General features: G+C 68.3%; 27 protein-coding genes. 16 read left to right on the top strand and 11 right to left on the bottom strand.

All coding sequences use genetic code 11. From position 1 onward, the window contains the following. The first annotated feature begins 2 nt into the window (after window positions 1-2). From AB0E90_RS11665 to AB0E90_RS11630, 8 genes are read left to right on the top strand one after another with little or no spacing between them, the layout of a single operon-like run. A complete protein-coding gene (locus tag AB0E90_RS11665) occupies window positions 3-881 on the top strand; it encodes a branched-chain amino acid ABC transporter permease (RefSeq protein WP_360402881.1) in 879 nt (292 codons plus the stop codon). Then, entirely contained in the window at window positions 878-1,888 is a 1,011-nt protein-coding gene (locus AB0E90_RS11660; RefSeq protein ID WP_360402879.1) for a branched-chain amino acid ABC transporter permease, read from the top strand. Before AB0E90_RS11665 ends, AB0E90_RS11660 begins: the two co-directional genes overlap by 4 nt. After that, window positions 1,885-3,147 (top strand): ABC transporter substrate-binding protein, encoded by a 1,263-nt coding sequence (locus AB0E90_RS11655; RefSeq protein ID WP_360402877.1) that lies wholly within the window; start codon window positions 1,885-1,887, stop codon window positions 3,145-3,147. The genes AB0E90_RS11660 and AB0E90_RS11655 overlap by 4 nt, the downstream gene beginning before the upstream one ends. Before the next feature lie 45 nt (window positions 3,148-3,192). Beyond that, entirely contained in the window at window positions 3,193-3,936 is a 744-nt protein-coding gene (locus tag AB0E90_RS11650; RefSeq protein WP_360402875.1) for an SDR family oxidoreductase, read from the top strand. Continuing rightward, entirely contained in the window at window positions 3,933-4,706 is a 774-nt protein-coding gene (locus AB0E90_RS11645; protein ID WP_360402873.1) for an SDR family oxidoreductase, read from the top strand. The genes AB0E90_RS11650 and AB0E90_RS11645 overlap by 4 nt, the downstream gene beginning before the upstream one ends. After that, window positions 4,703-5,695: a phosphotransferase family protein gene (locus AB0E90_RS11640; RefSeq protein ID WP_360402871.1), complete on the top strand. Its 993-nt coding sequence runs from the start codon at window positions 4,703-4,705 to the stop codon at window positions 5,693-5,695. Before AB0E90_RS11645 ends, AB0E90_RS11640 begins: the two co-directional genes overlap by 4 nt. Continuing rightward, window positions 5,695-6,897: an acyl-CoA dehydrogenase family protein gene (locus AB0E90_RS11635; protein WP_360402869.1), complete on the top strand. Its 1,203-nt coding sequence runs from the start codon at window positions 5,695-5,697 to the stop codon at window positions 6,895-6,897. Before AB0E90_RS11640 ends, AB0E90_RS11635 begins: the two co-directional genes overlap by 1 nt. Beyond that, window positions 6,894-7,487, top strand: a complete 594-nt coding sequence (locus AB0E90_RS11630) for a TetR/AcrR family transcriptional regulator (RefSeq protein ID WP_360402867.1) — start codon at window positions 6,894-6,896, stop codon at window positions 7,485-7,487. Before AB0E90_RS11635 ends, AB0E90_RS11630 begins: the two co-directional genes overlap by 4 nt. On the opposite strand, the gene AB0E90_RS11625 is transcribed toward AB0E90_RS11630, so the two are convergent. The 4 genes from AB0E90_RS11625 to AB0E90_RS11610 are packed head-to-tail and all read right to left on the bottom strand — an operon-like array spanning window position 7,479 to window position 11,150. Next, on the bottom strand, window positions 7,479-8,033 hold the full coding sequence (locus AB0E90_RS11625) for a DUF6886 family protein (RefSeq protein WP_360402865.1): 555 nt from the start codon (window positions 8,031-8,033) through the stop codon (window positions 7,479-7,481). The genes AB0E90_RS11630 and AB0E90_RS11625 overlap by 9 nt on opposite strands. Then, a complete protein-coding gene (locus AB0E90_RS11620; RefSeq protein ID WP_360402863.1) occupies window positions 8,033-9,121 on the bottom strand; it encodes an alcohol dehydrogenase catalytic domain-containing protein in 1,089 nt (362 codons plus the stop codon). The genes AB0E90_RS11625 and AB0E90_RS11620 overlap by 1 nt, the downstream gene beginning before the upstream one ends. Then, window positions 9,118-10,527, bottom strand: coding sequence for an aldehyde dehydrogenase family protein (locus tag AB0E90_RS11615; protein ID WP_360402861.1), 1,410 nt, complete (start codon window positions 10,525-10,527; stop codon window positions 9,118-9,120). Before AB0E90_RS11615 ends, AB0E90_RS11620 begins: the two co-directional genes overlap by 4 nt. Continuing rightward, window positions 10,524-11,150, bottom strand: coding sequence for a TetR family transcriptional regulator (locus tag AB0E90_RS11610; protein WP_360402859.1), 627 nt, complete (start codon window positions 11,148-11,150; stop codon window positions 10,524-10,526). Before AB0E90_RS11610 ends, AB0E90_RS11615 begins: the two co-directional genes overlap by 4 nt. Window positions 11,151-11,194: 44 nt before the next feature. Between AB0E90_RS11610 and AB0E90_RS11605 the strand changes: the two genes are divergently transcribed. Next, entirely contained in the window at window positions 11,195-12,367 is a 1,173-nt protein-coding gene (locus tag AB0E90_RS11605; RefSeq protein WP_360402857.1) for an acyl-CoA dehydrogenase family protein, read from the top strand. A gap of 85 nt (window positions 12,368-12,452) precedes the next feature. After that, window positions 12,453-13,979 carry a long-chain fatty acid--CoA ligase gene (locus AB0E90_RS11600; RefSeq protein ID WP_360402855.1) on the top strand — a complete coding sequence of 509 codons (1,527 nt, stop codon included), beginning with the start codon at window positions 12,453-12,455 and terminating at the stop codon, window positions 13,977-13,979. Here AB0E90_RS11600 and AB0E90_RS11595 read toward each other — a convergent pair. Continuing rightward, window positions 13,974-14,357, bottom strand: coding sequence for a (deoxy)nucleoside triphosphate pyrophosphohydrolase (locus tag AB0E90_RS11595; RefSeq protein WP_360403332.1), 384 nt, complete (start codon window positions 14,355-14,357; stop codon window positions 13,974-13,976). The genes AB0E90_RS11600 and AB0E90_RS11595 overlap by 6 nt on opposite strands. Before the next feature lie 224 nt (window positions 14,358-14,581). Here AB0E90_RS11595 and AB0E90_RS11590 point away from each other — a divergent pair, with 224 nt between their 5' ends. Both AB0E90_RS11590 and AB0E90_RS11585 read left to right on the top strand, forming a co-directional pair. After that, window positions 14,582-14,896, top strand: a complete 315-nt coding sequence (locus tag AB0E90_RS11590; RefSeq protein ID WP_360402853.1) for a pterin dehydratase — start codon at window positions 14,582-14,584, stop codon at window positions 14,894-14,896. 14 nt (window positions 14,897-14,910) lie between these two features. Further along, the gene (locus tag AB0E90_RS11585; RefSeq protein WP_360402851.1) at window positions 14,911-15,273 is read left to right on the top strand and encodes a PH domain-containing protein; all 363 of its coding nucleotides are present in this window, start codon (window positions 14,911-14,913) and stop codon (window positions 15,271-15,273) included. A 51-nt stretch (window positions 15,274-15,324) separates the two neighbouring features. On the opposite strand, the gene AB0E90_RS11580 is transcribed toward AB0E90_RS11585, so the two are convergent. Both AB0E90_RS11580 and AB0E90_RS11575 read right to left on the bottom strand, forming a co-directional pair. After that, window positions 15,325-16,158: a nucleotidyltransferase domain-containing protein gene (locus AB0E90_RS11580; RefSeq protein ID WP_360402849.1), complete on the bottom strand. Its 834-nt coding sequence runs from the start codon at window positions 16,156-16,158 to the stop codon at window positions 15,325-15,327. A 25-nt stretch (window positions 16,159-16,183) separates the two neighbouring features. Continuing rightward, a complete protein-coding gene (locus AB0E90_RS11575; protein ID WP_360402847.1) occupies window positions 16,184-16,990 on the bottom strand; it encodes a G5 domain-containing protein in 807 nt (268 codons plus the stop codon). Between the two features lie 196 nt (window positions 16,991-17,186). Between AB0E90_RS11575 and AB0E90_RS11570 the strand changes: the two genes are divergently transcribed. From AB0E90_RS11570 to AB0E90_RS11555, 4 genes are all read left to right on the top strand, one after another. Further along, window positions 17,187-17,654 (top strand): MarR family transcriptional regulator, encoded by a 468-nt coding sequence (locus AB0E90_RS11570; RefSeq protein ID WP_360402845.1) that lies wholly within the window; start codon window positions 17,187-17,189, stop codon window positions 17,652-17,654. 107 nt (window positions 17,655-17,761) lie between these two features. After that, window positions 17,762-18,151 carry a metalloregulator ArsR/SmtB family transcription factor gene (locus AB0E90_RS11565; protein WP_360402843.1) on the top strand — a complete coding sequence of 130 codons (390 nt, stop codon included), beginning with the start codon at window positions 17,762-17,764 and terminating at the stop codon, window positions 18,149-18,151. Then, a complete protein-coding gene (locus tag AB0E90_RS11560; protein WP_360402841.1) occupies window positions 18,096-18,575 on the top strand; it encodes an SRPBCC family protein in 480 nt (159 codons plus the stop codon). The genes AB0E90_RS11565 and AB0E90_RS11560 overlap by 56 nt, the downstream gene beginning before the upstream one ends. Window positions 18,576-18,638: 63 nt before the next feature. Then, window positions 18,639-19,094: a GNAT family N-acetyltransferase gene (locus tag AB0E90_RS11555; RefSeq protein WP_360402839.1), complete on the top strand. Its 456-nt coding sequence runs from the start codon at window positions 18,639-18,641 to the stop codon at window positions 19,092-19,094. Here the strand turns inward: AB0E90_RS11555 and AB0E90_RS11550 are convergent. From AB0E90_RS11550 to AB0E90_RS11535, 4 genes are all read right to left on the bottom strand, one after another. Next, the gene (locus AB0E90_RS11550; protein ID WP_360402837.1) at window positions 19,091-19,669 is read right to left on the bottom strand and encodes a hypothetical protein; all 579 of its coding nucleotides are present in this window, start codon (window positions 19,667-19,669) and stop codon (window positions 19,091-19,093) included. The two genes, AB0E90_RS11555 and AB0E90_RS11550, sit on opposite strands and share 4 nt — an antisense overlap. Window positions 19,670-19,677: 8 nt before the next feature. Next, window positions 19,678-20,250 (bottom strand): hypothetical protein, encoded by a 573-nt coding sequence (locus AB0E90_RS11545; protein WP_360402835.1) that lies wholly within the window; start codon window positions 20,248-20,250, stop codon window positions 19,678-19,680. A 50-nt stretch (window positions 20,251-20,300) separates the two neighbouring features. Continuing rightward, a complete protein-coding gene (locus AB0E90_RS11540) occupies window positions 20,301-20,714 on the bottom strand; it encodes a hypothetical protein (RefSeq protein WP_360402833.1) in 414 nt (137 codons plus the stop codon). Window positions 20,715-20,723: 9 nt separating this feature from the next. Next, window positions 20,724-23,083: toxin glutamine deamidase domain-containing protein (locus tag AB0E90_RS11535; protein WP_360402831.1), on the bottom strand; the 2,360-nt coding region annotated here is incomplete at its 5' end.

The following is a 23,083-nucleotide window of genomic DNA, read 5'->3' as shown; positions in this document are numbered from 1 at the left end:
AAGTGGACCGGTTCCTCTACCTGACCGGCGACGGGCTCAGCCGGGGCGCGATCTATGCGGCGTTCGCGCTGGCCCTGGTGCTGATCTGGCGGGCCGCCCGGATCGTCAACTTCGCCCAGGGCGCGATGGCGGTCGCCACCGCGTACGCGGGCTATTCGGTGACCAACGCGACCGGCTCGTACTGGCTGGGGTTCGTGGTCGCGGTCGTCGGCGGGCTGCTGCTGGGGGCCGCGGTCGAGCGGGTGGTGATGCGTTTCGTCGATCATTCGTCACCGCTGAACGGGGTGGTCGTGGCCCTCGGGCTGGTGCTGATCATCCAGGGCGTGCTCGGGATGATCTACGGCAACGAGTTCCGCCCGGTCCAGCCGCCGTTCAGCCGGGACGCGTTCCAGATCGGCGGAGTGGCTCTGCTGTCCCGCTACGACCTGTTCGTGTTCGCCGCGGTGGGCGCGGTGGTCGTCCTGCTCACGCTTCTATTCACCCGTACGCCGACGGGGCTGCGCATGCGTGCGGCCGCGTTCGCCCCGGACGTCTCGCGCCTGCTGGGCGTGCCGGTCGGCGGCATGCTGACTCTGGGCTGGGCGCTGGCCGCGGGCGTCGGTTCGCTGGCCGGGATGCTGGTCGTCCCGACCGAGCTGGGCCTGCACCCGAACGCGATGGATCTGCTGTTCATCTCGGCGTTCACGGCCGCGGTGGTCGGTGGCCTGGACAGCCCGGTCGGCGCGGTGGTCGGCGGCCTGGTGGTCGGCCTGCTGCTGGCCTATGTGGGCGGCTACCTGGGCGCCACGGTCGCCCCGATGGCGGTCCTGATCCTGCTCGTGGTCGTCCTGCTGGGCCGGCCCGGCGGCCTGTTCTCGAGCGCGAAGGCGAGGACCGCATGACCACGACCACCAAGCCCGCAGAAGTCACGAAAAATCGGACAGCAATCAAGAAAAGAAGTCCATTACTGGTCGTCCTCCCGGCGGCGGCCCTGATCGCCATCCTCACCTACACCCTGCCGCCATTCCGGAACTACCAGCTGGCGACCATCGGCGCCTACCTCTGCGTCACCGCCGGGCTGACCATCCTCACCGGACTCAACGGTCAGCTCTCGCTCGGGCACGGCGCCCTCATGGCCACCGGCGCCTACACACTGGCGATCCTGCAGAACCACGTCAACCTGCTGATCGTCGGCATCCTCGGGGCGATCGTGGTCACCACCGCGGTCGGCGCGGTGATCGGCCTGGCGGCGGCCCGATTACGTGGCCCCTATCTGGCCGGGCTCACCCTGGCGGTCGCGGTCGTGGTCCCGTCGGTGGCGAGCACGTTCGATGAGACGTTCAACAGCGATCAGGGCCTGACCGTCGCCCTCGAACCGCCGCCCGGCACGATCACGGTCGAGCAGTGGCAGGCGTGGCTCTGCTGGACGGCCGCTCTGTTGACGGTGCTGATTCTCGCGTACCTCATCCGGGGTCGTTTCGGTCGTGATCTGCGCGCCGTCCGGGACGACGAAACCGCCGCCAAACTCGCGGGAGTCGGCGTTGCGCGTACGCAAGTGTTGGCCTTTGTCGTCTCCGCGGCCTGCGCCGGTCTGGCCGGCGCCCTTTTCGCCGTGCTTGCCCAAAGCGTTTCGCCCGGCGCTTTCCCGCTGACGCTTTCGCTGTTCCTGCTGATGGCCATCGTGATCGGCGGCCTCGGCCGGCTGACCGGCGCGCTGATCGGGGCGTTCCTGCTGGTCGCGCTGCCGTCGGTAGCGACGTCGATCGCCGAGAACGCGGGCTCGCAACGGCTGGAGGGAAACCTCGCACTCACCTTCTTCGGCGTCGTCCTTGTCGTCGTCATGCTGGCCGCTCCCGGCGGTCTGGCTTCTCTCTCCATCAAAAGGAAAAAGCAGAAAGGCCAAGAATGAAACGAACCGCGTCCGTCCTCGCCGTCGTGCTGCTGGCCGCCGGCTGCAGCAATGGAAGTGGCAATAGCAGTGGCAGCAGTGACACCCCCGGAGTGACCGACACCGAGATCACGGTCGGCACGCACATGCCGCTGACCGGCCCGGCCGCGGCCGGTTATTCGTCGATCGCGCCGGCCACCAAGGCCTACTTCGACTTCGTCAACGCGAACGGCGGCGTCAACGGCCGCAAGATCACTTACAAGATCATGGATGACGGCTACAACCCGGCCAACACCCAGCAGGTCGTCCGGCAGCTCGTCCTGCAGGACAAGGTGTTCGCGATCCTGAACGGGCTCGGCACGCCGACGCACACCGGCGTGCTCGACTTCCTCAAGACCAACCGGGTGCCGGACCTCTTCGTGGCCAGCGGCAGCCGCACCTGGAACCAGCCGGACAAGTATCCGGGCACGTTCGGCTTCAACCCCGACTACACGGTCGAGGGCAAGATCCTGGCGACGTACGTCAAAGAGACGTACCCGGGCAAGAAGGTCTGTTTCCTCGGCCAGGACGACGACTTCGGCAAGGACAGCCTGGCCGGGATCGAGAAGGTCCTCGGGCCGGTCGCGGCCAAGCAGAACTACGTGACCAGCAACCCCAACGTCGTGCCGCAGATGGGCGCGCTCAAGGCCGCCGCCTGCGACGTCGTCATGCTGGCCACGATCCCCGGCTTCACCGCGCTGTCGATCGGCACCGCCGCGAAGATCGGGTTCAAGCCGCAGTTCGTGGTCAGCAACGTCGGCTCCGACCCGACCACCCTGGCCAAGACGCTGGGCGCGGCCGGCGCGCCGCTGCTCGAGGGCGTGGTGGCGGCGAACTACCTGCCGCTCGCGACGGACGACGCGAACCCGTGGATCCAGCTCTACAAGAAGGTCAACAGCCAGTACAACGCCAACGCCGAATTCGACAACAACGTGGTGTACGGCATGTCGGTGGCCTACCTGTTCGTCCAGTCGCTGCAGGCCGCGGGCAAGGACCTCACCCGCGACAAGCTGCTCGCCGCCGTGGCGAAGGGCGGATTCACCGGGCCTGGGCTGGTGCCGGTGCGCTTCTCGGACAAAGATCATTCGGGGTACGCCGGGGAACAGCTCACCAAGCTCACCGGGGGCAAAGCCACCTATTTCGGCACTCCGTACCAGACCGACGACGGTGACGGAGCCGTCGCCGCCTACCAGGGAACCGCCGTCGCACCTCCGCAGAACGGGATCCCTCCGGCACAGTAGCTTGTAATACCGAACACCTTTCGTTCAGCTAACAGAGGAGCGGCGATGGCGGACCAAGTGGCGATCGTGACCGGGGCCAGCAGGGGAATCGGCTTCGCCATCGCACAACGCTTCGTGGCCGAGGGCTACCGGGTGGCGATCACCGGGCGCAACGCGGAGGCCCTCGACCAGGCGGCCAAGGACCTCGGCGGCCCCGAGGTCGCGATCGGCATCCCCGGCAAGGGCGACGATGCCGACCACCGCGCCGAGGTGATCGACACCGTGCTCGGCCAGTTCGGCCCGATCACCACGCTGGTCAACAACATCGGGATCAACCCGGCGTACGGTCCGCTCGGCTCGCTCGACCTCGGCGCCGCCCGCAAGATGATCGACGTGAACGTCCTCGGCACGCTCGGCTGGGTGCAGGAAGCCCTGCGCGGCGGGCTGGCCGAGGGCGGTTCGATCGTCAACATCTCGTCGGTCTCCGGCGTACGGCCGGCGCCTGGCATTGCTTTTTACGGCGTCACCAAGGCCGCGCTGATCCACCTCACCGAGGAGCTGGCCGTCGAGCTGGCGCCGAAGGTGCGGGTCAACGCGGTCGCCCCGGCCGTGGTCAAGACCAAGTTCGCGTCGGCTCTCTACGAGGGCCGCGAGGAGGAGGTGTCGGCCGCCTACCCTCTTCAGCGCCTCGGCGTGCCGGAGGATGTGGCCGGCACGGTCGCGTTCCTCTGCGGGCCGGACGCCGCCTGGATCACCGGCCAGACCGTCGTGATCGACGGCGGGCTGCTGCTCACCGGAGCGGTGCATTGAGGCGGGTCGTGGTCACCGGCGCCGGCGGCGGGATCGGCGCGGCCCTGGCCCGCCGGTTCGCGGCCGACGGCGCCGAGGTGGTCGTCAGTGACCTCGACGCGGCCGCCGCCGAGGCCGTCGCGAGCGAGATCGGTGGCCTGCCCATCCCGGCCGACGCCGCCAACGAGGACGACACCCGCCGCCTGGTCGAGCTGGCGTTCGCCGAGCTCGGTGACATCGACCTGTTCTGCTCCAACGCCGGGGTGCTCGCGGCCGGCGACGAGAACACCGCGGACGCGGACTGGGCCCGCTCCTGGAACGTCAACGTCATGTCGCACGTCTACGTCACCCGGCACCTGCTCCCCCGGTGGCTCGACAACGGTCCGCACCGGCTGCTGATGACGGTCAGTGCGGCCGGGCTGCTCTCCATCCTCGGCAGCGCGTCCTACGCCGTGACGAAGCACGGCGCCCTGGCCTACGCCGAGTGGCTGCGGGCGACGTACGCCCATCGGGGTTTGATCGTGCAAGCGCTGTGCCCGCAGGGTGTGCGCACCGACATGCTGACCAGGGGCAACGACAGTGGCAGCGCGAGCGCGGCGCTGCTGGCCGACGGCGCGCTCGAACCGGCCGAGGTGGCCGAGGTCGCGGCCAAGGCACTCGAGGGCGAGAGCTTCCTGGTCCTGCCACACCCCGAGGTGGCTGATTACTACAAGTTGCGGGCGGCCGACACCGACCGGTGGCTCGGCGGGATGAACAAACTGCAGCGTGGGTACGAGGGAGGCGCCAAGTGAAGGGCCTTGACCTCGTACAACTGCAGAAGTTTCTCGGTTCTTCGCGGGAATTGACCGGGACGATGTTCGCCGGCGGGCGCTCCAATCTCACCTATGCAGTCACCGACGGATCGCAGCGCTGGGTGTTGCGGCGGCCGCCGCTCGGGCACGTCCTGCCGACCGCGCACGACATGGTTCGCGAGCATCGCGTGCTGGAGGCGTTGTCGAAGGCCGGCTTCCCGGCGCCGCGGCCGGTGCTGCTGTGCACTGACACGTCGGTGATCGGCGCGCCGTTCTACCTGATGGAGCACGTCGACGGCAGGATTTACCGCGACGAAACCGATTTGTCGGCTATCGGCGCTTCCGGATTGCACGGGCTGATCATGTCGCTCGTGGACACCCTCGGCGACCTGCACTCACTCGACCCCGCGGCGATCGGGCTCGCCGACTTCGGGCGGGCGGAGGGCTTCAACCAGCGGCAGGTCTCACGCTGGAAGAAGCAGCTCGACGCCTCCCACAGCCGGGAGGTTCCCGGTATCAACGAGCTGCACGCGCGCCTGGCCGTGGACATCCCGGCCGGTGGACCCGGCACCGTTGTGCATGGCGACTTCCGGCTCGACAACGTGCTCATCGGGGAGCAGCTCGACGTGCGAGCGGTGCTCGACTGGGAGATGTCGACCCTCGGCGACCCGCTCAGCGACGTGGCCCTCATGCTCGTCTACGCGGGACTCCCGCTGCAGGTCAGTGACGGGCGGGCCACCGTACCCCTGCAGGTGCCCGGACACCCCGCGCTGCGCGAGATGGCCACCCGTTACGCGGAGCGCAGCGGGCGCGATGTGAGCGACCTGCACTGGTACGTGGCGTTCGCCGCATTCAAGCTCGCGGTGATCCTCGAGGGCGTGCACTACCGATACGTTCAGGGACAAACGGTCGGTGACGGTTTCGATTCGATCGGCAACCTGGTTGGCCCGCTGGTGATGCGCGGCCACGAGGCGCTGGAGGGAAACTGATGGACTTCGAGTTCGACGCCAAGACTTCGGACTACCAGAAGCGGTTGCTCGCCTTCATGGACGAGCACGTCTACCCGGCGGAGCCGTCGCTCGCCTCGCACGACGGCTGGTCGCCCCCGTCGGCCCTTCCCTCGTTGCAGGCTTTTGCCAAAAATGCGGGCCTGTGGAACCTGTTCCTGCCCGGCGCTGCCGGCGCTGGGCTGACCAATCTTCAGTACGCGCCGCTGGCCGAGATCACCGGGCGCAGCCCGTCGCTGGCGCCGGCCGCCTTGAACTGCGCCGCGCCCGACACCGGGAACATGGAAGTGCTGAACGAATTCGGCACTTCCGCGCAACAGGACCAGTGGCTGCGACCGCTGCTGGACGGTCAGATCAGGTCGGCCTTCGCGATGACCGAGCCGGGCGTGGCCTCCTCCGATGCCACCAACATCGGCACCCGGATCACCCGCGACGGCGACGATTACGTCATCAACGGCCACAAGTTCTACATCTCCGGCGCGATGAACCCGAACTGCCAGATCTTCATCGTGATGGGCAAGACCGACCCCACCGCCGCCCGCCACGTGCAGCAGAGCATGATCCTGGTCCCGCGCGACACGCCGGGCCTGCGCGTCGAGCGCGGCATGCGGGTTTTCGGTTACACCGACGGCGATCACGGCGGGCACGCCGAGGTCTTCTTCGATGACGTACGCGTACCTGCCTCGAATTTGATCGGCGAGGAGGGCAGCGGTTTCGCCATCTCGCAGGCGCGCCTCGGTCCCGGCCGGATCCACCACTGCATGCGCCTGATCGGCATGGCCGAGCGAGCCCTGGAACTCATGTGCACGCGGGCGCTGGCCCGCACCCCGTTCGGCAAACCGCTGGCCGAGCAGGGCGTGGTGCAGGACTGGATCGCCGAGTCCCGGGTACGCATCGAACAGGCCCGGCTGCTCGTGCTCAAGGCCGCCTGGCTGATGGACACGGTCGGCAACAAGGGTGCGCACACCGAGATCCAGTCCATCAAGATTATTGTTCCCTCGATGACCGAATGGGTTGTCGACAAGGCGATCCAGGCCCACGGCGCCGCCGGCGTCGGCCAGGACACCCCGCTGGCCGCGCTGTGGGCCGGGGCCCGCACCCTGCGCCTCGCCGACGGCCCGGACGAGGTGCACAAACGCTCCCTGGCCCGACGGGAGTTGAACCGCTACCGGAGCGAAAAGTGACCCAATCCGCCACCCCACCGCCGCGAGTCGACGGCCGCACCGCCCGTTCCGAACGAACGCGCAACGCGATCGTCGACGCCCACCTGCAGCTCATCCGCGAGGGCGACCTACGCCCCACGGCTGACCGAATCGCCAAGCAGGCCGGGGTCTCGCTGCGCGCGCTGTGGAGCCATTTCGCCGACATGGAGGCGCTGTTCGCCGAAAGCGGGCAGCGCGTCCTGGAATTGCGCGACGCCTCCCACCGCCCGATCTCGGCAAAGCTGCCGTTGCCGGAGCGGGTCGAGGCCTTCTGCAAACAGCGGGCCCGCCTGCTCGAACAGATCGGCCCGACGGCCAAGGCCTCCGCGGTGAAGGAACCCTTCTCGGAAGCCCTGCAGAAATACCGAAAACTGCACATGATCCGCGTACGCGAGGAAATGGCCACCGTCTTCGCGTCCGAGGTCAACGGCAACGACGAGCTGCTGAACGCCCTGACCGCGGTAAGCATGTGGTCGACCTGGGCAACATGGCGCGAGGTGATGGGCCTGTCGGTGTCCACCGCCCGCGCCACCATGGCCCGCACCATCACGTCGCTACTGGCGTCAGCCTGAACCCCGAGGCCGAGGCCGCGCGTTGCGGAGGCGGATGCCGCTGTGGCCGACGGTGCTCTTGACTACGGCGTTCCAAAAAGGCCACAGGTTGGGCAGCAGGCGCAGTTGGATGCCGGCTGCTTCGTGGCAGTCGATCAGGTTGCCGATCGGTTCCGGGGTGGCCAGCGGGGTGATCGGCTCGGTGGCCACCATCGCGTGCGGCTCGGCGTCGGGGGACGCGATCGGCTTGAACGGGGTCGCGTCGAAGCGGTAGGCGTACACCGTGGTCGTGCGTAGTGCGTCCCACCAGGCGTACTCGATGGCGTGGACCCGGGTGCCGCCGCCGGGACCGATGATGCGGTCCCGGTCGGCGGGGGTGGTGGAATCCCGCAGCCAGGCCATCGCGCGCGGGCACTGGCGTGGGAACCAGTAGCTCGGGGCGTTTCGGGCGTCGACTGCCCACACGTACGCCGTCGTCTCTGAAGCCGTTGGCGCGACGTGTGGTCTGAAGAGCTTGATCGTCGGGTCTTCGGAGAAGTGCAGCACCTCGCCCGGTGCCGGGCGCATCAGAGGTGGACCACCGAGCGGGCGCCCTCGCCGCGGGCCATGCGGTCGAAGGCGTCGGGGACGTCGGCCAGGGTGATGCGGTCGGAGATCAGGTGGTCGATCGACAGGGTGCCGGCGAGCACGTCGGCGGCCAAGCGTGGGACCTCGGTGTCGAAGTCGGCGGCGCCGTAGACCGAGGAGCGCAGGGTGCGCGACGACGAGAAGATGTCCAGGGCGGACAGTTGCACCAGGTCGTCGTTGCTGCCCATGCCGACCACCGTGACCTTGCCGCCGCGGCGGGTGGCTCGCCAGGCCGCGCGGATCGTGGTGGCGCGGCCGACGCACTCGATGGCGTGGTCGGCGCCGCGGCCCGAGGTGCGGACCCGGATCTCCTTGGACAGCGCCTCGGACGAGACCACGAAATCGGTCGCGCCGGCCGCCTCGGCCAGACCCTGCTTGGCCTCGGACACGTCCACGGCGATCACGGCTGATGCGCCGGCGGCGCGGGCGGCGGCGACGACCGAGAGGCCCACGCCGCCGAGACCGATCACGACCACCGATTCGCCCGGGGCGACCCGGGCGGTGTTTCGGACGGCACCCGTTCCGGTGAGTACGCCGCAGCCGAGCAGGGCGGCCTTCTCGTACGGCAGTTCCGACGGGACCCGGATGACCGCGTTGGCCGGCGCGACCACGTAGTCGGCGAACGCGCCCAGGCCCAGGGAGACGTGCACGGGGGCGTCGTCGAGGGTGACGCCGTTCTCCAGGGCGGCCACGCCGGACGACGTCGCGCACAGCCACGGCTCGCCGTTGTCGCAGAACCAGCACTCGCGGCACGGGGGCTGCCAGTTGAGGACCACGTGATCGCCGACGGCCGCCCGGGTCACGTGCTCGCCCGCCTCGACCACCTCGCCGGCGGCTTCGTGACCCACCACCAGGGGGTACGGCGAGCGGACCGTGCCGTTCGACATGGACAGGTCGGAATGGCAGACGCCGGCCGCGTGAATGCGCACCCGCACCTGGCCGGGCCCGATCTCGGGGAGCCGCAACTCCTCCACCGCCGGGCGGGCGCCGGCCGAGCGGACGACAACGCCGTTGAAGTAGGAGCTCATCGCTGAATCGCCTTCGTCTGCTGGAACTCGGCCAGACCGTACACACCCAGCTCGCGCCCGACACCGGACTGCTTGTATCCGCCGAACGGGGCGAACGGGTTGAAGGCGCCACCGTTGACGTCGACCGCACCGGTCCGCATCCGGCGGGCCACCGCCAGGGCGCGGTCGGGCGAGCCCCAGACGCCGCCGGCCAGGCCGTACCGCGAGTTGTTGGCGATCGTCACCGCCTCGTCATCATCGCCGAACGGAATGATCGACAGGACCGGGCCGAAGATTTCTTCCTGCGCCAGCTCCGAAGCTGGGTCCACGTCGGCGAAGACAGTGGGCGCCACGAAGTGACCGCGGGAGGGGACCGGAGCTTCCAGGCCGCCGGCCACCAGCCGTGCGGACGCCCGCGAAATAAATCCCCGCACGCGATCGCGCTGCGCGCCGGAGACCAGCGGACCGAGCCGTGTTCCCTCGTCGAAGGGGTCGCCCACGGTGTAGCCGGCGGCGGTCTTCGCGGCCAGCGCGACCGCCTCGTCGTAGTGCGACCGGTGCACCAGCATCCGGGTCCAGGCCGTGCAGGTCTGCCCGGAGTTGAGGAAGGCGTTGCCGACCCCGACCTTGACCGCCTTGACCACGTCGGCATCTTCCAAAACGATGTTGGCCGACTTGCCGCCCAGTTCCAGCGCGACCTTCGCGATCCGGTCGGCGGCCGCGCGGGTGATGGCCTTGCCGGTCGCGGTGGAGCCGGTGAACGACACCATGTCGACGCCGGGGTGGCCGGCGATGGCCGCACCGACCTCCGCGCCGGTGCCGGTGACCAGGTTGAGCACGCCGGCCGGGACGCCGGCCTCCTCGGCCGCGTCGAACAGCAGGTAGGCGACGAGCGGGGTCAGCTCGCTCGGCTTGAGCACCACCGTGCAGCCGGCCGCCATCGCCGCCGCCACCTTCGCCACCACCTGGTGCAGCGGGTAGTTCCACGGCGTGATCGCGCCGACCACCCCGACCGCCTCGTGGACGATCAGGGAGTTGCCGATCGTCTCCTCCGGCGTGGGGCGTACGGCTGCATCGGCGTACCCCCGAAGCACCGTGAGCGGAAGTCCGGCCTGGACCATTTTCGCGACCTTGAGCGGCGTGCCCAGCTCTAGCCCCACGGTTTCGGCGATGTCGCCCGCCCGGGCGGCCAGCGCCGTGTGCAGCCGATCCAGAACCTCGCCGCGCGCCGCCATCGGAAGACCCGCCCAGCCGTCGAAGGCCGCCCGCGCCGCCGAGACCGCGCGGTCGACGTCCTCGGCCGTGCCGGCCGGAACGTGCGCGATGGTCTCTTCCGTTGCCGGGTTTTCGACCTCGAGAGAAGAGCCGGAAGACGGCGGCACCCAGGAGCCACCGATGAACAGGTGCGGACGGTCGAGTGAAGTCACCGATGAGTCCCCTCGTTTTGGCTGAGCAGGCCGTTGATGAGCAGGTCGAGGCCGAGTTCGAAGGCGCCTTCGTCGACGGCCCGTTGGTGCGCCGCCAGTCGCGGCGCGTTGTGCAGGTGCGGATAACGGTCGTACAGCTCCGGATCGATGTCGAAGCCCAATGCGAATGAACCTAGCGCCGAGCCGGTGATCAAGTAGCGCATCAGCGCACCGATGTGGGTCGCGCGGGCCGGTGGCCAGCCCGCGTCGACCAGGGCGCCGAAGACGGCTTCGGCCATGGCGAGACCGGCCGGACGGCGGCCGGGGCCCTGGGCGAGCACCGGCACGATGTTGGGGTGTTCCAGCAGCACCGAGTGGTAAGCACGCGCCCAGCCACGCAGCGCGTCGGGCCACTCCCGCTCCCGGAAAACCGACAAATCCACCCGCGACACGACATCATCGGCGACCGCGTCGACGATCTCGGCCTTCGTCGGGAAGTGGTTGTAGAGCGACGGCCCCTGCACGCCCAGCTCGGCGGCGAGCCGGCGCACGCTCAGCGCCTCCAGCCCTTCGGCATCGACCAGCGCGCCGGCCGCCGCGACGATCCGCTCGCGGGTCAGCAACGCTTGTTTCGGTCGCGCCATCGCTGCACCTTCCCAAGTAAAACTTACGCCGCTAGTTTAAGCACATGGACTTCTCGCTCACCGACGAGGAACGTGCGATTCGCGACACTGCTCGTCAGTTCATCACCAAAGAGGTCATGCCGCTGGAGCAGGAAGCCCTGCTCCGCGAGCGCCGCCACCAGCCCGGCCTGGAGCTCAGCGAGTTGCGCGAGCTCCAGCAGAAGGCCAAGAAGTTCGGCTTCTGGGGCCTGAGCACACCGGAGGAGTTCGGCGGGATGAACCTGCCGGCCGTCCTCCAGTCGCTGATCTGGACCGAGGTGGGCCGCACCTTCGTGCAGTTCAAGTTCGGCGGCGAGGCCGACAACATTCTGTACTTCGCCAATGAGGACCAGAAGAAGGAGTTCCTTCTGCCCACCATCGAGGGTGAGCGGATCTCCTGCTTCGCGATCACCGAGCCGGGCGCCGGCTCGGACGCGGCAAACATCAAACTGCGAGCCGTGCGCGACGGCGACGACTGGGTCCTGAACGGCGAGAAGACGTTCATCACGAACGGCAACGACGCCGATTTCACCATCGTCGTGGCGGTCACGGACCCGTCAAAAAAGGCCAGCCAGGGCGGCGCCACCGCCTTCCTCGTCGACAAGTCGATGGGCTGGCGCTCGGAGTTCATCCAGACCATGGGCGAGGGCGGGCCGGCCTCGCTGATCTTCGAAGATGTCCGGGTGCCGCACCGCAACATCCTCGGTGAGATCGGCCAAGGCTTCGAGCTGGGCATGAAATGGATCGGCAAGGGCCGTTACCTCATTCCGTCCAACGCTCTGGGCATTGCCGAGCGGGCCCTGGGCATGGCGCTGGAGTACGCGAAGACACGCGAGACATTCGGCGCGGCAATTGGCACGAACCAGGCCATCCAGTGGATGCTCGCCGACTCCGAAGTGGAGATCGAGGCCGCCCGGTGGTTGATCCTGCGCGCCGCCTGGACCGTTGACCAGGGCTGGGACCCGAGGCACTCTTCATCCATGGCCAAGCTGTACGGCGCCGGGATGGTCAACCGCGTCGTCGACCGGGTCATGCAGATCCACGGCGGCATGGGTTACACCCGCGAACTCCCGATCGAGCGCTGGTACAGGCAGGTTCGGCTGATGCGGATCTACGAGGGCACCGACGAGATGCAGCGGCTGATCATCTCTCGCGACCTGCTCCGTGGTTACACGAAGATCGGAGGGCACCTGGCATGACAGACTGCACCGAGCGGCACTTCCGCATGTTGCACGCCCAGGCCGAAGGCGAGGGCCAGGAGGGCATGCCGGAGGTGACTCAGCCATGACACAGTTGTCGCTGGCCACCGTCCTGGCCGAGGCGGCCCGGAAATATCCCTCTCAGCTGGCGGTGATCGACAGCGCCACGGGTGAGCGGATCACCTATAGCGATTTGTGGTCTCAAACCCTCGCTTACGCTGCGGGACTCAAGGCCCTCGGTGTGCAAGCCGGCGACACCGTCGCCATCCAGGTCCCCAACCTCGCCGACTTCCCCCGGGTCTATTACGCGGTGCTCTCCGTAGGCGCCACGATCGTCCCGATGCACCTGCTCCTCACCCCGCAGGAGAACGCATACGTCCTGCAGGACAGCGGTGCGTCGCTTTTGGTCGCACATTCCTCACAAATCGGGAATGCGAGCGAGGCCGCGGCCGCGACCGGCACCAAGGTCGTCTCGGTGGGCCCGGCCGTTCCAGGGATCGAGCGCCTGGAGGACGCGGCGGCCACGGTCCCTCCACTGCGGACCTACGCCAGCCGCGAAGCCGAGGACGTCGCGGTCGTCTTCTATACGAGCGGCACCACCGGCAAGCCCAAGGGCGCCCTGCTCACGCACCTCAACCTGGTGATGAACACGATGGTGAACGTGTTCGACATCCACGACCTGCGCCCCGGCGACGTCGTCATGGGCTGCCTGCCGCTGTTCCACACGTTCGGGCAGACCGTCGGGATGAACGGGACGTTCCGGCTCGGCGGCACCCTCGTGCTCCAGGCCCGGTTCTCCGGCGAGGCCGCGATTGAGCTGATGGTCAAGGAAAACGTGACCATTTTCCACGGCGTACCGACGATGTACATCGGGCTTCTGGAGGCGGCGCCGAAGGCTGATCGACTGCCGTCGTTGCGGCTGTGCGTTTCGGGTGGGGCGTCACTGCCGGTCGCCGTACTCGAAAAGTTTGATCAGGTTTTTCAAGCCAAGATCTTCGAGGGGTACGGGCTGTCCGAGACCTCGCCGACCGCGACCACCAACCAGCCCGCGTTCGGCACCAAGGCCGGCACCGTGGGCCACCCGATCTGGGGCGTCGAGGTGGAGATCGCCCGGCCGGAGATCGACGAGCGGATCGAGTTGATGGACGACGGCGAGCTCGGCGAGATCGTGATCCGCGGGCACAACGTCTTCGCCGGCTACCTCAACAACGACGAGGCCACCGCGCAGGCCGTGGTCGACGGCTGGTTCCGCACCGGCGACCTGGGCACCAAGGACGCGGACGGCTTCATCACGATCATCGACCGCAAGAAGGACCTGGTCATTCGGGGCGGCTTCAACGTCTACCCGCGTGAGGTCGAGGAGGCGCTCGCCCGGCACCCGGCCGTCGTGCAGGTCGCGGTGATCGGTGTGCCCGACCCGGTGCACGGCGAGGAGATCTGCGCGGTGGTGGTGCCCGATCCGGGCGGCGTCACGGCCGAGGAGCTCATCGAGTGGTCGAAGGAAAAGCTCGGTAGGCACAAATACCCGCGCCAGGTGCGCTTCGTCGAGTCGCTGCCGCTCGGGCCGAGCATGAAGGTGCTCAAGCGGGAGCTGCGGAAGACGTACTCATAGCTTCAACAACGCCGGAAGCTCGGCGACGATCGGTTTGTCCGCGGGCAGCCAGGGCACGCTGTCCAGCTCGTCCGCGGACAGCCAGCGCATGGCGGTGTGCTCGAGCGCCCGCGGCTGATCGCCGCCGATCAGCGTGACGGCGAAGACCCGCAGCACCGCCCGGCCGTGTGCGAGCGGCACGTCGGGGCCGATGCGGTCGCCGACCTCGACGCGGACGCCCAGCTCCTCGACGCACTCGCGGGCCAGCGCCTGCTCGTCGGTCTCGCCCGGCTCGACCTTGCCGCCCGGGAACTCCCAGCGGCCGGCCACTTCGGGAGGTGCGGATCGCTCACACGCGAGCACACGACGGTCGGTGATGATGGCAGCCGCAACGATCACTCTGCGTGACCGCACGGCGCTGACGTGCTGTTCCCCCGGCATGAGATCAAAGCTTCCCATAAAAAGTCACCGTTCAGGTTGCCCGAGCCGTCCCGATCGTCACGCAAACACGGATATGTGGGCGTGGACATGTTTGCGCCGGAAGACAAGACTGTGGGCACCGACCATGACGACACGGCGACAGTTTGGCCACAAGCCGGCAACGACGCCTAGGGGGTGCGGCGATGCGGGCCAGAAGGCGACGGGGAAACCGGTCCGACTATCTGACCGACGCACTCGCTCTGCTGAGCGGGTGGACGCGCGACGGCGTTCAGCTGAAGCGCGAGCTGGCATGCGACGAAAGTCAGCATGCCGCATTGACGGAACGAATCAAGGTGGCCGCGGACACACTACGCATTCGCCCAATTATCCGGCGATTAGACGGTCACACTCAGATCTGCCTCGGCGACCGCGATGGGGAGGCCATCACGGACGGTGAGGTCACTCTGGCTGCACGAATCGAAGATTTCTACCGCACGGTCGTCGGTACCACCCCGTAGATACGCTTCGGGCCATGAGCGACGTCATCTTCGACAACAAGGGTCAGCTTCAGCAGATCCAGAGCGGTCTGCTCGAGGGCGAGCAGATCATCGCGGTCTATGACGCGATCGGGGCCGGCACCGGCTTCATCGGGCTGACCAACCGGCGCGTCATCATCCAGGACAAGTCCTTCGTCGGTAAGCGCTTCGCGATCACCAGCATCCCGTACAGCAAGGTGAGCAGCGTGAGCGTGGTGAGCAACAAGAGCTGGGCCGGCGAGTTCTTCTCCTCCGGCACCATCGTGATCACGGTCGGCACGCACCAGCACGAGGTCGAATTCCGCGGCGTGGAGAAGACCCAGCACGTGCACAACGTGATCCTGCATTACGCGTCGTAATCGAGCACCAGCGCGGGCAGCGGAGCCGTCCGCTGCCCGCTTGAGTCTGGCTCACCGCATCATCGTGGCGCACGCGTCGGCGGTCTCCAGCACAAGATCGGCGGCGATATCGATCGCCTCCGACAGGTGCATCGGATCGCCCTTTATGCCGGCGAAAGCCGCATCGACCCGCGCCCGGAACCGCTCCGGCGCCCCCGGCAGCGCGGCCGCCGCGGCCACCGCGCCCTTCTCGTTGATCAGCCACCGGCCGGTCGCTCCGTGCAGGGCGTGCGCACACACTCCGACCAGCCGGAAGAGGCACCCCGCGACATAGGCGCTGTCGCGCCGGGAGACCGCCTTGCGGGCCAGCGCGACCAGGAAATCCGCCTCCCAGAGCCCGTTCACCAGCGCCTCGGACAGCTTGGGCGGAAAGACCAGGAGCTTCTCCCGCAGCGCGGTCAGCTCGCCGGTGCGGTCCACCAGGATCCGACTCAGGGCCAGCTCCCCCGCGTACGCATAATCCGGAAAGCCGAGCGGATGCCCGGTCTGCTGATGGAAGCCGTATTTTCCCCGCTCGGCGTCGGCCCAGACGCCGAGGACCCGATCGAGGTCGCGGTAGATCCAGTCGACCGGGCTGTCGTCGATCTTCAGCCAGCCGCCGCCGTCGACCCACGGGCCCCAGCCGCCCGGCTCGGTGACCACCGCGGACGGACCGGCCACCGACTTGGCCAGACGGTCGAGGCGGTCGACGTCGAGCGGCCGCCGGTAATAGAGGCCAACGTCGGTGTCGGAGTCGTCGGCGTGGGCGCCGCGAGCCCGGCTGCCACCGAGCACGATGCCGACCACGCCGGGCACCTCGGCCACCCGGCGGGCCAGCTCGATCAGACGTTCATCGCTCAGCGCCACGGGATCAAGTCTTCCCCATTACCGCTCAACAGGTCAGCTGCTCGACGCCGCCGAAAAGCTCGACATCCACGACCGACCCACCGCTCTCGGTCCGGCTGCCATCATCGGGGCACACCTCCGCGCGGCCGAGCGGAACGCACAGGCGAAGCCCCGGCCCGCAGCGCGAGTCACGGTCTCGCCGGGTCCCGAACGCCACGATCTGGTTCTGCGGCTGCTTCGTCACGGTCGCGTCGATCAACTGCCGCCCGACCGGCTGCCCGTCGGTGACGGTGACGAGATAACGCAGCGTCTCCACCCCGGGGACACCCGGGATCTCCACCTGTTTGACGCCGGGCGGCAGGTCGGGATCGCGAACCAGCCGTGTCTCGAACGGGACCTCGCGCGTCTCCACCTCGGTGCGGGTGGTGGTGACCGGCGCGGCCGGCGGCGCGGCGGCAGTCGTGGTGGCTGAGTCGGGAGCCGGCGCGGCCGGTCGGGCCGCTCCGCCACCCAGCCCGGCCAGTCCACCCATCGCACCCGGCCGGCCTGGCCGTCCCGGTCCGGCCGGCCCGTTCAGCCCGCCCGTCACGGCCGGCTGGTGGCCTGCGGCCGGTGCGCGGGTGGCGGTCCGGTCGGCGGGTTTCGCATCGCGGGCCGACGCTGCCCCGCCCGCCGGAAAGGCGGGCGGCCCCACGGGTTCGCCCGCCATCGACGGCACGGCTCCGGCGGCGGCTTCCCCCTCCCCGACCGCGGTCACGATCCGTGGCTGGTGATCGCCACCCTTCGCGAGGACGACGACGCCGGCGGCGCCGCCGCCGACCACGATCAGCAGCGCGCCGGCGCCGGCTGCCATCCGTACTCCGAACGGCAGCCTGGCCCACCAAGACTTTCGTGGCATTTCGAGCATTTTCTGCCATGAGTCACTAGTTGTCTGGTTCTGCACCAGAGCATTGTGCATTGCGTAGCTTGGAAGGCAAGCATCCCGGGCCCTTCATTAACGGTGCTTCGTCAAGCAAGCTGCCATGCGCCCTGGTCGTAGGATCGATGGCATGTCCGCCACGACACCCCCGACGGGGCCGACGCCGCTCACCGTGGAGGAGGAAGCGGTCATGCGCGCGCTGGGCCGGCTGATGCTCGTGCTCCCGAGAGCCCTGAACGCCGACCTCGAACGTGACCAGCGCATGACGGCCAGCGAATACAGCGTGCTGCGCCAGCTTTCCGAGTCGCGGTTCGGCCACCTGCGGATGAGCGAACTGGCCCTGGCCTGCGACATGTCCCTGAGCGGCATGACCCGCCTGGCGGCGAAACTCGAGCGGCAGGGTTACCTCACCCGCACCAAGTGCGACTCGGACGCCCGCGGCTGGAACGCGGTGCTGTCCGAAAAAGGTCTCGCCCGCCTCCGCGCGGCATGGCCCACCCACCTGGCCAGCGCCCGCCACCACATCTTCGACCACCTGTCGGACCTGGACCTCCCGAAGCTGGCCAAGGCCCTGAACGCCATCGCCGGAGATTCATAAACCCCTTTTGCCAGTACGCGGCGCCTCTCCCCGCCATCGTGCGGTCGCCCCCGACTGCGCATGCCAAGCGTCTTGACGTATTCCGTTATGGGTATACGATTCTCCCCATGGCACGCGCGGCGACTACGACAGACGCGTTCAACGCGGTGGCCGAGCCCCGGCGCCGGCAGATCCTCGACCTGCTGGCCCAGGGCGAGCGCCCGGTCAACGACCTGGTCACCATGCTCGGCCTCGCCCAGCCGCAGGTCTCGAAACACCTGCGGGTGCTGCGCGAGGTCGACCTGGTGCGAGTCCGCGACGAGGGCCGCCAGCGGCTCTACCGCGTGAACGCCGCACCGCTCCGCTCGATCCACGACTGGCTCCGCAAATACGAGCAGAACTGGACCGCCCGTTTCGACCTGCTGGACACCGTCCTGGCAGAGCTCAAGGAGGAGGAACCCGATGGCACCGGCGAAGGTCACGCTCCCGTCCGACACCCAGATCCTGATCACCCGTGAGTTCGACGCACCCCGCCACCTGATCTGGCGCGCCTACACCGAGCCCGACCTCATCAAGCGCTGGTGGTCCGGCGAGCGCGGCGCGGTCACCAGCGTCGAGGTCGACCTGCAGGTCGGCGGCCACTGGCGGTACGTGATGACCGCGAACGGCGGCTTCGAGGTCGCCTTCCACGGCGAATTCCGCGAGATCACCGCCCCCGAGCGCCTGGTCAACACCGAGGCGTTCGAGGGCATCCCCGACCCGGACGGAAATGCCGCCCTGGTCACCGTCACCCTGACCGAAAAGGATGGCCGCACCTACATCGAGGTCCTGACCGAGATGAAGGACAAGGCCGGCCGCGACGCGATCATCGAGTCCGGCATGGAGGGCGGCATGCAGGAGTCGTACAACGCCCTCGAGAAGGTGGCCCGCTCACTCGCGTAGCCCATGCCTCGCCTTTGTCGGCGGCGGCCCGTTCCCGGTGCTGCCGCCGTTAAAGTACGCACGATGAACTGGGTGATCGAGGAGCGCGACTGGCACGACCCGGCCGGCGCCGCCCTGCGCGAGGCACAACGGATCGAGCTCGACGAGCGCTACGGCAGCGACAACCGCGAACCCGGCGCCGCCCCCACCGCCGACAACATCGACCTGTTCCTGATCGCGCTGGACCCGGACGGCCAAGCCCTGGGCTGCGGCGCCCTGCGCCAACTCGACCCGGCAAGCGCCGAGGTCAAGCGCATGTTCGTAACCCCGGCAAGCCGAGGCTCCGGCGTGGCAACCGCCATCCTGCGCACGCTGGAGAAGCAGGCCCGCACCCGAGGCTGGACCACCCTGCGCCTGGAGACCGGCACCGCCCAGCCCGACGCCATGCGCTTCTACGAACGAGAGGGCTACCACCAGATCCCGCTCTACGGCGGCTACATCGGCTCCGGCCACTCGGTCTGCTACGAGCGAGCCCTCTAGAAACGGTCGCGGACGGACGGAATCGAGATGCCGGCCAGCTGCGGCGGCAACGCGAGCCCGTCCGCGTAGAAATCCGGCTCGGCCAACGCACCCAACACATCCGCGAACTTCAAGGTGTCGCCGCCCGACAGCGCAGCGACGATGTAGTTCTGCCCGTCCGGCCCATATTCGAACGCAATGCTGTCCTGGCCGGGCAATCCGTCCCAGAACTTCGTGATAACGAGAAGCTCACCGGCCGGGCCGTATTCGAGCCCCATGATCACCGAGTCGCCCGGGTCGACAAGTTCGGCGCCGAGCCTGCGCACGGCGCCGTCTGCAGCGTATCGGGCGCTGAATTCCCAGCGAAACCCCGCCGGGGCATCCTCTTTGCGGACGACGGCAAACCCGATTCCGGGATAGTCACGCGAATGCTCGGCGGTTATCGATTCCAGGGTGCCGTCGTAATAGTCGACCTCGACCAATTCGCCACAGTCGTACTGCTCGACCCGCGCGCCGGACGGATCGGGAAGCCTTCGCGAGTATCGGATTCCCTCGGCCGACGGGTCCAGTTCGGAGGGATTGCGATCGGCCGCCATCGTCGCCTTCAGGACTGGAAGTGGTCACGCGCGGACGGGATCGACGCGCCGGCCAACTGTGGCGGCAGCGCAAAGCCGTCCGCATAGAAGTCAGGCTCGGCCAACGCGCCCAGCACGTCCGAGAACTTCAGAGTATCGCCGTCTTCCAGGTCAACGACCATGTAGTTCCGGCCGTCTGACCCATACTCGAACAGCATGCCGTCCTGGTCCGGCAACTCATCCCAGAATTTCGAGATGACGACAAGCTCATCGGCCGCGCCGTGTTCCAGGCTCATGAGCTCTGAACCGGTCGGATCGATGAGGCGCGTGATGAACCCCAGCGAGCTGCCGTCCGCGGCATACCGAGCCATGAACCTCCACCGGAAACCGGCCGGCGCATCCTCTTCGCTGATGAAGGCGGCCTCGAGTCCGGGGTATTCACGCGCATGCCGAGCCAGAAGCGATGGAGGATCATCGGAGAAATATCGCGCCTGGAACAGCTTGCCTCTGCGATACAATGCCTTACGCACGACCGTTCCGCCAGAGTCGAGAACCAGCGATTCCGAAACTTCGTCAGCTTCCCACAACCACTCACTCGACATGTCGGCTCCCGACTTGCGCGGGTCACGAACCGCCACCCGCGGGGTTGGGCTCAACCGGCCCAGCTCGACGGCCAGGGTGCCGCATCCGCGACGCCCCCGCTGAGGGGTAGCCGGTCCTCGTAGTCACACGCCGCGACGGCCGGAAGCTCACGCCGCCAGAGATTCTCCAAGATCGCGGTGACGACGCCGACCCGCCCGTCCAGGTCTACTCGTGGGGCGAAATAGATCTCGAGCACATTGCCGAAGAACAGGAAACCGCGCTTGCGCACAGACTTGTCCTCGTCGCCGGCCTCGCTGTTGTCGTCCACGTAGATCTCGAGGCCGTCCGCGACGACGCCGTCCTCGGAGACCGTTCCCTCGACCGCCGCCGCCACCAACTCGCTCAGCTCGTTCCGGCCAGGCGCACCGTCTACGAACACCTTGCAGTCCATCTCGGTCAGGTCGACATCGTCGTTCGGCACCATGCCGCCTTTCTATCGCAGGGAGACCCAAGGGCCGTTATCGGTCGGGCCGCCACGCCGAACAACCGAAATGTCGCTGTCCTTGAAGCCGTACTTTCGCTGCAGCGCTTTCCCGAATGTGCTCAGTCCAAGTTCACCTCGCTGGATCTTGCCGGACTCGACCGCGTGCTGCATCGTCCGCTCTCTGCTCGATCCTGGATTCGGCGATTTGAACTGCTCACTCACGATCCGGTCGAAATCGGCATCGTCCACGAGAATCGCGATGTCGATGTCACCACCGTCCACCGCAGCACCTACCGTGCGACTGCCCTGCACGCGAATGTCCGACCCAAACCGCTCCGCCCTCCCGCGAACCTCGGCGGACATTTCCGCGAACTCCTCCGGTGTGAAGCCTTGTGGCACCCCGGTCTGCTGCACCTCGGCGTATCCCGCTTCAAGCCCATCCGGGGTACTTCCACGAGATAGGTATTTGAGCAGCGTCTTGGGCCTCTCGATGGCGTCGTGCAGACGCTCCCGCTGGGCTTCGTCCGGGACGAAGCGCACGGTTTCCGTGTCGGTCTGCTCGTTCGACAATTGACTGATCCGTGTCGGCGTCAGTTCCTCGCCATCAGCGCCCAGGAAATTCCCGCCCGGACCTCGCTCATCGGGTCGTCCCGCCGGCACGGGTCCGTCGCTCTCACCAGGCGGTGTTGCCTCGGCCGTCGTGTCTCCGGCGGGATCAGCGCTGATGAATGGGCCGTCACTCGTCGACAGGGGGCGGGGGCGGGCCTGGCCGTCCATTGTCAGGGCGTCCATGCGCACCACGTCGGACGGGATGCCGTTGCCGGTGTGGGTGGCCATCGGCTGGCGGTCGCTCATGGTGCGGTTCTGCGGGTCGACGTACAGGATCGTGCCGTTTTGGTTGATTGCGGCGATCTCGTGCGTGCGCCCGGCGTGGTCCTGGGTCGTGATGAAGGCGAACGAGCCCTCGCCCAGGCTCAGCAGGTGGTGGTGCAGGCGGCTCTGTGCCAGCCGCACCTGGTCGCGGGCGTCCTGTGGGTCGGTTGTCGCGCTCACGTCGGTCAGGCCCTCGAACCGGCCGCCGGTCGTGCTCTCGGTCCGCGCGGTCACGCCTCGCTCGGCGCCCATCGGGCGGGTCGGGTCGCCGTTGTGGAAGCCGTCGAACGTGCGGGGTGCGGACACCCGTGGGCGGCCGTGCATCCAAGTGTCGTAGAAGGACAGCACCGTGTCGCCGCAGTTGTTCGAGCGGGTCGGGTCGGCCTCGGGGCCGCCGTCGTTCTGCAGGCCGAACCAATCGCCGTCGCGTGGGTCGGCGTGCCGGACCGGGTTGCCGTCCTGGTCGCGCGGCACCGCTCGTTCCAGCTCCACCTGGTGGATCCGCAGTGGCGGCCGTAGTCCACCGCGCCGGTTGTAGGGACGGCTCGTGTCGCTTGAGCGTGGCCCGTAGTCGCCGGTCAGCGCGGATCGGTCGCCGGTTTCCACCGGGCCCGGCGCGAGGTCGCTCGCGTGGTCGGCCTCGTTGACCCGCTCCCAATCCTCCCCGGTGAGCTCGACGTCGCCGAGGTTGCCATCGTTCTGGATGTCGATCGCTCGCTCGTGAAGCTGGTCGGCCTCCCGCGCGATCCGCTGACGGTCCGCAACGAGCCGGTCGGCCTCGGCCGTGTCGCCGCGCCGGTCGGCAGCCGTGATGGAGTCCAGGAGCGCATCCGCCTCGTGCTCCTTGGCCGTCGACTGATCCCGCAGGTCCTGAGCGAGCTCCTGCCGGTGTTTGTCGGTGAAACCCTGCCGAGCTTGGTGGTTCGCGTAGCGGTTGTCATCCTTCAGCCGACGCGCCTCGGCCGCCTCCCGCGGGTCCACCGACGGCGTCGGCGTGCTCGGCGGCACCGCGGTCCGGAGGTCGACGGTCGGGGTTGGATCGAGCGCCGACAGGGGGTCGGCGTTCGGCGAACCGTGCATCGAGTTGGGGTCCAGCGCCGACAGAAGATCAAGGCCTTGCTGCTTCGGCGCCGGCTGCATGCTTTGCAATTCAGGTGTACGGGTGGAGCCGTCGTCCCGTGGCTCGACCTGGAACTCCCGCGGACCGTCGTCCACCGCCGGGGTCCGGACACTCGGCTCCTCGGGCCGCACGTCGACCGCCGGCTGCGGCGCCGTCTGCTCGACATGCGGAGCCGGCGTCGGCGTCTGCACATCAACCGCCGGAGCGGGCGGCGTCGGGTCAGCGTGCGTCTCCACCGTCGGCCCAGGCGTAACCGGCGCCGGCTGCGTGTTGACCGGCGGCTGCGTGTTGACCGGCGGCTGCGTGTTGACCGGCGGCTGCGTGTTGACCGGCGGCTGCGTGTTGACCGGCGGCTGCGGCTGGACATTGACGGGCG

This window comes from Actinoplanes sp. NPDC026619 (genome assembly GCF_040638295.1).
Lineage (GTDB): Bacteria > Actinomycetota > Actinomycetes > Mycobacteriales > Micromonosporaceae > Actinoplanes.
Note: the sequence above shows the minus strand (reverse complement) of the source record. Positions and strands in the feature narration are given on the sequence as shown.